Consider the following 11,086-nt stretch of genomic DNA (forward strand, 5'->3'; position numbering starts at 1 on the left):
ATTACCTCCGAAACGGGCCGGATGTTGTTGTGCCCCGGTCGGGATGAGGGACCGACCGGGGACACCAACCTGATGAAGGTTTGGCTACCGAAGTTGCCGAAATCAACGGTAGTCAGCAGAGTAGATCGGGCGCTAATCGGGTGACGGAATCGTTACGTCCATAATTTCGGTCGCAAACGGGGCGCGTGTCCGAAAGCTTTCGTTACTCGACGGCCCGCAGACGAAATCGGCAGAACATTCACACCGTTTCCGATTTCCGGGCGCGAACCGATTGTTGACCAGGTCGGTTGTCCGCGGTGAGATCGGACGAAAAGAATGCTTGTGATGTAGATCATAGTTTATTCATGCCACCGAACGCTTCGGCGGGTGGGGTGGAAACCGGGTGCGCGAATGGTTCCCTGTCGGTGTCCGCCGGTACCCTCGGGCCGTGGCTCTGTACCGGAAGTATCGACCGGCATCCTTCGCCGAGGTAGTGGGGCAGGAGCACGTCACCGATCCGCTGAGTACCGCGCTCGACACCGGGCGGATCAGTCATGCCTACCTGTTCTCCGGCCCGCGAGGTTGTGGCAAGACGTCCTCGGCGCGCATTCTGGCGCGCTCGCTGAACTGCGTCGAGGGTCCGACCTCGCGACCGTGCGGGGTGTGCCCGTCGTGCGTCGCGCTGGCTCCGGGCGGGCCCGGCAATCTCGACGTGATCGAACTCGACGCCGCCAGCCACGGCGGCGTGGACGACACCCGCGAGCTACGCGATCGTGCGTTCTACGCGCCCGCGGAATCGCGCTACCGCGTCTTCATCGTGGACGAGGCGCATATGGTCACCACGGCCGGATTCAATGCGCTGCTGAAGATCGTCGAGGAGCCACCGGCCCACCTGATCTTCATCTTCGCCACCACCGAGCCGGACAAGGTGCTGCCGACCATTCGCTCGCGCACCCATCACTACCCGTTCCGGCTGCTGCCGCCGGCCACCATGCGCGGGCTGCTCGGCAAGATCTGCGAGCAGGAACAGGTGCAGGTCGAGGAATCGGTGTACCCGCTGGTGATTCGGGCCGGCGGTGGTTCGCCACGCGACAGCCTCAGTGTGCTCGACCAGTTGCTGGCCGGAGCCGGCCCCGAAGGTGTCACCTATCCCCGTGCGCTGGCGCTGCTCGGCGTCACCGATATCGCGCTGATCGACGAGGCCGTCGACGCGCTGGCCGCCGACGACGGCGCGGCCCTGTTCGCCACCGTCGACCGAGTGGTGGAGGCCGGTCACGATCCCCGCCGCTTCGCCACCGACCTGCTCGAACGCATCCGCGACCTGATCCTGCTGCGCGCGGTTCCCGATGCCGCCGAGCGCAATTTGGTCACCGGCCCCGGCGATGTGATCGACCGGATGGCGGACCAGGCCGACCGGATCGGCCCGGCTACCCTCGCCCGCTACGCGGAGCTGCTGCACGAGGGCCTCGGCGAGATGCGCGGCGCCACCGCGCCCCGGCTCCTACTGGAGGTGGTGTGCGCCCGCATGCTGCTGCCCTCGGTCTCGGAGGCCGAATCGGCGGCGTTGCAGCGACTGGAACGGCTGGAACGGCGGATGGAATCCGGCGGTGTCCCGGCCGCCGGGCCCGCCGCGGCGCCACAGTCTTCCGCTGCTCCCGCCGCCGCGCCGGAGTCCTCCGGTGGCGCGGGCCGGCCGTCGGGTGAGCCACGCCGCCGTGGCGCCGAAGCGCTGGCCGCGATGCGGGGGAAGAAGAGTGCGCCGCATCCGGCGCAGCGGGCGCAATCGCCGACCGGCCCGCAATCATCGGCGCCGCCGCAATCCCAGCAGGAGTCGCAAGAGCAACGGCCCCAAGGACTTTCGGCCGATTCGCACGGTGCGGCCCCGGTCGGTGGCCCGTCCTCGGATGATCGGTCCGCACCCGGTGCCGCCGATGTTCCGGCGACCGGTGAGCAGGTCTCCGCGCCCGGCGCCACAGCGACCGCTGAAGCCGGATCGGCCGACCGTGAAACCGGTCGTCAGGCGTCGACCGGTACGGATGGGGACGAAAAGGCCACGGCGACAACCGCTTCCGACCCCACCGCGGGCAGTGCCGATCGGGGCGTCGAGTCGGGACCGGACGCCGGATCTTCCTCCGGCGCACAGTCGGTTGCCCATACCGAGCGACATGACGGGGCGGTGGAGTCCGCTCCCGATCGGGGCGTTGCCGCAGCCGAATCGGTCGCTGTCGATCGGCCGTCCGCTGCGGATCCCGTCGCCCAGCCGGAATCGCTCGACGTGTCGCATCCCGAACCCGGTAGCGCGGCCTCCACTGCCCCCCGAAGCCCGGTGTCGCCCGAATCCGATGAGGGCGCTCACGACCGGCAGAACGCCGCCGCTTCCGGATCGGTCGCGGACGGACCGGAGGTAGGAGATCCCTCGGGCTCGGCCGCGTCCACCGAAAGGTCCTTCGAGCCCGAGCCCGATCGCGATTCGGTTCCGGCCGGTCGGCCGACGAGCGCCGCGGGTTCGAACGGTCCGGATGCCGGCGCGGGTCCCGATTCCCGCGGTGCCGAGTCCGAGTCCGCCCCCGCTTCCGGCGATGATGCCGGTGCTGCCCGAGCTTCCGTCGCCGAACCCGCTGCGGCCGCCGGCCCCGGGGCGCGGGATGCGTCGGGCGCGGCGGTGGACCGCGCCGCAGATGATGCGACCACGCAACCGGTGGCCTCGCCCGCCGATACGGGTGGGGACGTTCTGCGGGAGATCGAGACCGCCTGGGCCGATATCCGGGCCAAGGCGCGAGAGTCGAGTGCGGCCTTGCCGGCGCTGCTCTCGGGTGCGGTCGGGGCCGTCCGCGTCGAGGACGACACGATCGTGTTCGCGCATCCGCATGCTCCGCTCGCGCAGCGTCTGTCGATCCCGCAGAACATCGACGCCGTCCGGGCCGCGGTGCACGCGGTGATCGGCCGGCAGTACGGCGTGCGGTGGGAAGTCGGGTCGGGTGACACCGGTGGTGCGCGTGCCGGTGGTGCGGCCTCGGAGCGTTCTGCCCGCGGCGGCGCGGAACCGCCGGCCGGCCGGGGTGCGGGCGGGGGCAACCCCGGGCAGCAGCAACCTCCGCGATTCGTCCGGCCCAGCCAGAACCAGGCGCAGCCGGCGGACGGCGATGCGCGCGGCGGTCAGACCGACACCAGGGGCGCCGCGGCCGATCGGCGCGACAGTCAGGGACAGGGCCAGCGGCGGGAATTCCGCCCGCCGCGCAGTGCCGGTGCCGCCGACCGAGCGGCGCCGGACGACGATATTCCGCCGCCCGAGGCGCCGGACCTTCCGGACGATCCCGGGCCGCCGGACTACTCACCGGTAGGTTACGACGGTGTCCCACCTGCGTTGACGCCGGAAGAAGAGCAGGAGATGCTCGCGGAATCGGCGCGACCGGTCCCCCCGGAACAGCGCCGCGACCCCGATGAGGTGGCCTTGGAGTTGCTGCGAACTGAGTTGGGTGCCACACATCTGGGTGGTTGACAGCCACCTGCCGGAATACGTTAAGTTAACCGGAGTTCGCATCCCGCTGTACTATGAACGGGTGGTCGTCAGCATCGGTGCTACGAGGTTCTATGGTATGCCCAGGCATACGGGCGCCCCGGGGCCTCGTAGGTCGATGCATGTCGGCGTTTGTACAGCGTTATGCGCTCGGCGGACTTGTGGAGGGAACCGTGTGTGACCTCCCGGTTCGCCGGTGTGGTGTGCCTGCGGGCTCGCCGGGATCGAACACGGTCGGTCGGATGGCCGGTCGGCACCTTTAAGGAAGGAAACACTCCGATATGACCACAGAGGCCTACATTTTCGAGGCCATCCGCACCCCGCGCGGCCGCAACAAGAAGGGCTCGCTGCACTCGGTCAAGCCGATCGATCTGACGACCGGTCTGGTCCAGGAGCTGCGCAACCGCTTCCCGAACCTCGACGAGGATCGCATCTCGGACATCATCCTGGGTGTCGTGTCGCCGATCGGCGACCAGGGTGCCGACATCGCCCGCACCACCGTGCTGACCGCGGGCCTGCCCGACACGGTCGGCGGTGTGCAGATCAACCGCTTCTGCGCCTCCGGCCTCGAGGCCGTGAACATGGCCGCGCAGAAGGTGCGCTCCGGCTTCGAGGACCTGGTCCTCGCCGGTGGTGTCGAGTCGATGTCGCGCGTCCCGATGGGCTCCGACGGCGGTGCGCTGTTCGCCGACCCGGCCACCAGCTACGACCTCTACATCGCGCCCCAGGGCATCGGCGCCGACCTGATCGCCACCATCGAGGGCTTCACCCGCGAGGACGTCGACAAGTTCGCCGTGCGCTCGCAGGAGCTCGCCGCACAGGCGTGGTCCGGCGGCTACTTCGCCAAGTCCGTCGTGCCGGTCAAGGACATCAACGGCCTGACCGTGCTCGACCAGGACGAGCACATGCGTCCCGGCACCACCGTCGAGGATCTCGCCAAGCTGAAGCCGTCCTTCGCGGGCATCGGCGAAATGGGTGGCTTCGACGCCGTCGCGCTGCAGAAGTTCCACTACATCGAGCAGATCGACCACGTGCACCACGGCGGTAACAGCTCGGGCATCGTCGACGGCGCCGCGCTGGTGCTGGTCGGCACCGAGGAGGCCGGCGCCGCTTCGGGTCTGACCCCGCGCGCCCGCATCGTCGCCACCGCCACCAGCGGCGCCGACGCCACCATCATGCTCACCGGCCCGACCCCGGCGGCGCACAAGGCGCTGGCCAAGGCCGGTCTGTCGGTCGAGGACATCGACCTGTTCGAGATCAACGAGGCCTTCGCCTCGGTGGCGCTGAAGTTCCAGAAGGATCTGAAGATCCCGGACGAGAAGCTGAACGTCAACGGCGGCGCCATCGCGATGGGCCACCCGCTGGGCGCCACCGGCGCGATGATCACCGGCACCATGGTCGACGAGCTGGAGCGCCGCAACGCCCGCTACGCCCTGGTGACCCTGTGCATCGGCGGCGGCATGGGTGTGGCCACCATCATCGAGCGCGTCTGACGCCCAACCCTTCACATTCTCCAGGAGAACGAAAAACTATGACAGAGAACATGATCGGCTGGGAAAAGGACGCCGACGGCATCGTCGTGCTGACCATGGACGACCCGAACCAGGGCGCCAACACGATGAACGAGCTCTACAAGAGCTCGATGCACGCCACGGTGGACCGCCTGGTCGCCGAGGTCGACGACATCAGCGGTGTCGTCATCACCTCCGCGAAGAAGACCTTCTTCGCCGGCGGTGACCTCAAGAACATGATGAAGACCACTCCGGAGAACGCTCCGGACATCATGGAAGAACTCACCAGCATCAAGGCCGACCTGCGTCGCCTCGAGACCCTGGGCAAGCCGGTCGTGGCCGCCATCAACGGCGCCGCGCTCGGCGGTGGCCTGGAGATCGCGCTGGCCACGCACTACCGCATCGCCGCCGACGTCAAGGGCGTGCAGATCGGTCTGCCCGAGGTCTCGCTCGGCCTGCTCCCGGCCGGTGGCGGTGTCACCCGCATCACCCGCATGCTCGGCATCGCCGACGGACTGATGAGCGTGCTGCTGCAGGGCAACAAGTTCACCGCGCAGAAGGCCAAGGCAAAGGGCCTGATCAACGAGGTCGTCGGCAGCGTCGAGGAGCTCGTCCCGGCCGCCAAGGCGTGGATCAAGGCCAACAAGGACAACGCCGAGGCCGCCACCCAGCCGTGGGACCGCAAGGGCTTCAAGATCCCCGGCGGCTCGCCGTCGAGCCCGGCGCTGGCCGCCAACCTGCCGGCCTTCCCGGCCAACCTGCGCAAGCAGCTCAAGGGCCAGAACATGCCGGCGCCGCGGGCCATCATGGCCGCCGCGGTCGAGGGCGCGCAGGTCGACTTCGACAACGCGTCGCTGATCGAGTCGCGCTACTTCGTCTCGCTGCTGACCGGCCCGGTCGCGAAGAACATGATCCAGGCGTTCTTCTTCGACCTGCAGGCGATCAACAACGGCGGTTCGCGTCCGAAGGACGTGCCCAAGCGTGAGATCAAGAAGATCGGCGTGCTCGGCGCCGGCATGATGGGCGCGGGCATCGCCTACGTCTCGGCCAAGGCCGGCTACGAGGTCGTGCTGAAGGACGTCTCCCAGGAGAACGCCGACCGCGGCAAGCAGTACTCGGTGAAGCTCGAGGAGAAGGCGCTCTCGCGTGGCAAGACCACCGAGGAGAAGTCCAAGGCGCTGCTGGATCGCATCCACCCGACCGCCGATCCCCAGGATCTGGCCGGTGTGGACTTCGTGATCGAGGCCGTGTTCGAGAACCCCGACCTGAAGGCCAAGGTCTTCCAGGAGATCGAGGACGTCGTCGACGCGGACGCGCTGCTGGGCTCCAACACCTCCACCCTGCCGATCACCCTGCTGGCCAACGGTGTGAAGCGGGCCGAGGACTTCATCGGCATCCACTTCTTCTCCCCGGTCGACAAGATGCCGCTGGTGGAGATCATTCGTGGCGAGAAGACCTCCGACGAGGCGCTGGCCCGGGTGTACGACTACACCCTCGCGATCCGCAAGACCCCGATCGTGGTCAACGACAGCCGCGGCTTCTTCACCTCTCGCGTCATCGGCACGTTCATCAACGAGGCCATCATGATGCTCGAGGAGAACATCGACCCGCAGACCATCGAGCAGGCCGGTCTGCAGGCGGGCTACCCGGCCGCGCCGCTGAAGCTGAGCGACGAGCTCAACTTCGAGACCATGCAGAAGATCTTCAAGGAGACCAAGGAGGCCGCCGAGAAGGACGGCATCGCGATCTCCGCCGCTTCGCTGGCCTCGGGCCGCGTGGTCGAGACCATGATCGACAAGTTCGATCGCAAGGGCAAGCTGCACGGTGCGGGCTTCTACAACTACGCCGACGGCAAGACCGCCGGTCTGTGGGAGGGCCTGCGCGACGCCTTCAACTCCAAGCGTGAGCTGCCCGAGGGCGTCACGCTGCAGGATCTGAAGGACCGCATGCTGTTCATCGAGGCCATCGAGACCCAGAAGTGCTTCGACGAGGGCGTGCTGACCAGCACCGCCGACGCGAACATCGGCTCGATCTTCGGTATCGGCTACCCGGCCTGGACCGGTGGTGTGCACCAGTTCATCGTCGGCTACCCCGGTGGCACGGAGGGCTTCATCGCCCGTGCCGACGAGCTGGCCGCGAAGTTCGGTGAGCGCTTCCAGGTGCCGGACTCGCTGCGCAAGTAAGGTTCTCGCCACGCCGAGATGCTCTGCGACGGCCCGGATCACGTTTTCGCGTGATCCGGGCCGTGTGCTGTCTCGTCGCCTTCACTCGCGTGTCCGCTGCCGATGGAAACGGTCGCGAATCGAAGCGGGCGGAACTGTGTCCGGATGCGCACCGACCGCGCTACGTTGGAATGAGGGCGGAACGTTCGAGGTGGCCAGATGAATCCACAGACGGGCAAGGTCCGCAGCGACGACGATCCCGCGGCGGACTCGGAGGCAGCCGCGGGGGCGAATACCCAGCGCTACCAACCGATTCGCATCGCCGACGAACTCGAGGCGATGGGGTTGTTCGATGCCCAGGAGATCGGGCGCGGCGGTTTCGGGGTGGTCTATCGCTGTGCGCAGCGGGCGCTGGATCGCGTGGTGGCGGTCAAGGTGCTGTCCTCGGAGATCGACGAGGAGAGCCGGGAGCGGTTCCTGCGCGAGGAACATGCCATGGGCCGGCTGTCGGGCCATCCGAATATCGTCGACGTCCTGCAGGTCGACGTCACGCCCAGCGGCCTGCCGTTCATCGTCATGCCGTTCGCCGCGCACGGCTCGCTGGAACAGCTGATCCGCGATCACGGCCCGCTGAGCTGGTCGGATTCGCTGCGGGTCGGTGTGAAACTCGCGGGCGCGATCGAGAGCGCACATCGTGTGCACGTCCTGCATCGGGATGTGAAACCGGCGAACGTGCTGCTGAGCCGCTACGGCGAACCACAGCTCACAGATTTCGGCATCGCGCGCATTCCGGGTGGTTTCCAGACCTCGACCAGCATGATCACGGGATCACCGGCCTTCACCGCACCCGAGGTGCTCAAGGGTGAGGAACCGACCGTTAGGTCGGATGTGTACGGTTTGGGCGCAACCCTGTTCGCGCTGCTGACCGGGCACGCCGCCTTCGAACGCCGCTCCGGCGAGCGCGTGGTCGCCCAATTCCTGCGGATCACCACTCAGCCGGTCCCGGATCTGCGCGAACAGGACATTCCAGCCGATGTGGCGGGCGTGATCGAACAGGCCATGGCCCAGGATCCGGCCGATCGCCCGGCCTCCGCCCTGGAGTTCGGGCAGGAGATGCGCGCGGTGCAGATCGCGCACGGCGAATCGGCCGACGAGATGGCTCTGCTCGACGGCGAAACGACCGACGGCCGCACCGCCGCCACCGAGGCGCCGCCCCGCCCGATCACCTCGCGTCGCAGCCGCGCGGTCCTGGGCCTGCCCGCGCTGCGCGCTCCGGGGGCGCCCGCCCTCGCCCCGCCCGCGACGCTACCGCCCACGGCCGCAACGAAATTCCGTCCGCCGACCCCGGCCCGCGAGCCGATTCCCCGGCCGCGGCTGCTCGATATCCTGCGCACGGGTGGCCGCCGCCGGCTCGCTGTGATCCACGGACCGGCGGGCTTCGGGAAAAGTACGATCGCCGCCCAGTGGCGCTCCGAACTCACCGCCGACGGCATCGCGGTGGCGTGGATCGGGATCGATCACGACGACGACAACGAGGTGTGGCTGCTGGCCCATCTGATCCAGGCCATCCGGCGAGTGGCGCCGGATATCGGTTCCGGGCTGGCGGAGGTGCTCGAGGAGCGCCCCGCGGAGGCGGTGCCTTATGCGATCTCCACCCTGATCGACGAGATCCACAGCGGCGGGCAGGTCGTCGTGGTGGTGGTGGAGAACTGGGATCGGGTCTCCGACGAGGGCGCGCATCGGGTGATGGATGCGTTGCTGGAGAACGGATGTCACCATCTGCGCTTCGTGATCACCACCCGCGAGCAGTCCGGTCTGCCGCTGAGCCGGATGCGGGTATGCGACGAGCTGGTCGAGGTCGGCAGCCACGAACTGCGGCTGACTCTCGCCGAGACCCGGCAGATCTTGCTGGAGCGCAACAAGTTTCCGCTCACCGACGAACAGGTCGAACAGATCCACGCCGCCACCGACGGGTGGCCGGCGGCGATCCAGCTGGTCAGCTTGTCGCTGCGCGGAGCCACCACGGGCGCGCCCGTGGATCCGGCGCAGCTGATCGCCCATCTATCCGGCGGAAACCACGCCATCCGGGAGTATCTGGCCGAGAACGTGCTGGCGGGGCTCGAGCCGCGCATGCTCGAATTCCTGATGTCGATCTCGGTCGCGGAGAAGCTCAACGGCGGGCTGGCCGCGGCCCTCAGCGGTGAACCCGATGCCGAGCAACTGCTGGAACAGGCGCAACAGCGCGAGCTGTTCGTCACCCGCGTCGAACACGACCCGGGCTGGTTCCGGATCCAGCCGCTGTTCGCCGAGCAGTTGCGTGCCCGGCTCGACCGGGTTCATCCCGGCAAATTGAAATCGTTGCACCGCAAGGCATCTCGCTGGTACGCCGAACATCAGCAACTGCGCAAGTCGGTCGATCACGCCCTGGCCGCCACCGATCTGAAGATGGCGGTGGATCTGGTCGAGAACGGCGGCATGGACCTGATCGACACCTCGCGCCTGGCGACCCTGCTCGGCACGGTGTCGAAACTGCCTGTGCAGCAGGTGACTTCGCGGTCGAAGCTGCTGATGACGCTGGCGCGCGCCAATATCAATCTGCAACAGTCCGGAGCGGCCCGCACGGCGCTGGGACGGCTGTCGAATATGCTCGCCCGCAGTTCGCCCTCCGATGCCGATGCCACCCGGCAGCGCTGTGAGGCCGCGGTGCTGTCGGCCGCCGACCTGGTGGCCCGCGACCGCACCGACGGTGTGCTCGAGAAGGTGCTGCCGTGTCTGGAGGAGCCCGACGAGCTGCCGCCGTGGACGGTGTCCACCGCCGCGAATCTGGTGTCGTTCGTGCGGCTGTGCGACTTCGATTTCGACGGCGCGCTGGCCATCCAGGACTGGGCCGCGCCCTATCACAGCAGGTCCAAGGATCCGCTCGGGGTGGTGCTGGGTCTGCTCAATACCGGCGCGGTGGCCTACGAGAAGCTCGATATCGACACCGCTACACGGTATTTCGAGAAGGCCTGGCAGATCGGCCGGGAGCGCTCGGGGCCGCGTTCGCATGCCGTGCGGGTGGCGGCGGCGCTGCTGGGGGAGCTGAGGTATCGGCGCGGTGATCTGGAGGCTGCGGATCGGCTGCTCGAGCAGAGCCACCAGTTGCCGGCGCGGATCGGTGCGGTGGATTTCATGATCACCACGTTCGTGGTCGGTGCGCGGGTCAAAGCGGTGCTCGGCGATACCGAAACCGCGCGAGCCCGGCTCGACGAGGGTGCGCGGATGGCGGCCGAACGCAAACTTCCGCGCATGGCCGCCCATATCCGGGCGGAACGGCTGCGGTTGGGCCTCGTCGAGCCGCCCGCGGGGCCGGAGCCGCCCGCTCCGGTGCTGCGCCAGTCCGCCGGTACGGTCGCCCTCACCGCGGAGGCCGAGGAGGTCGCGGCCGTGCGCGTGCTGCTGGCCCGGCACTATCGCGGTCTGGACGGGGCGAACGTGGCGGCCGAGGGCCTCGAATCGGCGGTGAAACGGGCGCGCGCGCTCTACGGCCGGATGGTCGAACAAAACCGTCCCCGTGCAGAATTGGATGCCGCGCTACTGCTGGTCGAATGCCTGTCGGTCGCCGGCTGGAACGGTGAGGCGATCACCTCACTGCTGCCGGCGCTGGACCGCTGTGCCCGATTGGGCTGGACCAGACCACTTCTCGACGCCGGCCCGGAATTGAGCTATCTGCTGCATTCACTGCGTGACGACATGCTGCTCGCCGGGGAGGGCACCGGATCGTTCGATATTCCGCGGCCGTTCCTGAACGCACTGCTGCGCTGAGAACGCCGGCGGGGGGGGGGGGGGGGGCCGCCGCGCCCCCCCCCCCCCCCCCCCAAGACAAAGTGTGGGTGAAGACAGACAACCCCACAACCCCCACCCCCACGGCCCGGGGG

At 68.3% G+C, this 11,086-nt stretch carries 4 protein-coding genes; all 4 read left to right on the forward strand.

Going from position 1 to position 11,086, the window contains the following annotated elements:
• Window positions 1-427 precede the first annotated feature (427 nt).
• Window positions 428-3,478 carry a DNA polymerase III subunit gamma and tau gene (locus A5789_RS38590; protein ID WP_082940811.1) on the forward strand — a complete coding sequence of 1,017 codons (3,051 nt, stop codon included), beginning with the start codon at window positions 428-430 and terminating at the stop codon, window positions 3,476-3,478.
• 299 nt (window positions 3,479-3,777) lie between these two features.
• Window positions 3,778-4,989, forward strand: coding sequence for an acetyl-CoA C-acetyltransferase (locus A5789_RS19065; protein WP_063010983.1), 1,212 nt, complete (start codon window positions 3,778-3,780; stop codon window positions 4,987-4,989).
• Between the two features lie 38 nt (window positions 4,990-5,027).
• Window positions 5,028-7,190 carry a 3-hydroxyacyl-CoA dehydrogenase NAD-binding domain-containing protein gene (locus tag A5789_RS19070; RefSeq protein WP_063010985.1) on the forward strand — a complete coding sequence of 721 codons (2,163 nt, stop codon included), beginning with the start codon at window positions 5,028-5,030 and terminating at the stop codon, window positions 7,188-7,190.
• Window positions 7,191-7,388: 198 nt separating this feature from the next.
• The gene (locus tag A5789_RS19075) at window positions 7,389-10,973 is read left to right on the forward strand and encodes a serine/threonine-protein kinase (protein WP_064902584.1); all 3,585 of its coding nucleotides are present in this window, start codon (window positions 7,389-7,391) and stop codon (window positions 10,971-10,973) included.
• Window positions 10,974-11,086: the final 113 nt, after the last annotated feature.

The sequence above is a fragment of the Nocardia sp. 852002-51101_SCH5132738 genome, assembly GCF_001665695.1.
Taxonomy (GTDB): Bacteria; Actinomycetota; Actinomycetes; order Mycobacteriales; family Mycobacteriaceae; genus Nocardia; species Nocardia nova.

What these genes read in the sequence shown, in the direction of transcription:
- A5789_RS19070 (WP_063010985.1), top strand. Translation starts at nt 5,028, where the DNA reads ATGACAGAGAACATGATCGGCTGGGAAAAGGACGCCGACGGCATCGTC.
- A5789_RS19075 (WP_064902584.1), top strand. Translation starts at nt 7,389, where the DNA reads ATGAATCCACAGACGGGCAAGGTCCGCAGCGACGACGATCCCGCGGCG.
- A5789_RS19065 (WP_063010983.1), top strand. Translation starts at nt 3,778, where the DNA reads ATGACCACAGAGGCCTACATTTTCGAGGCCATCCGCACCCCGCGCGGC.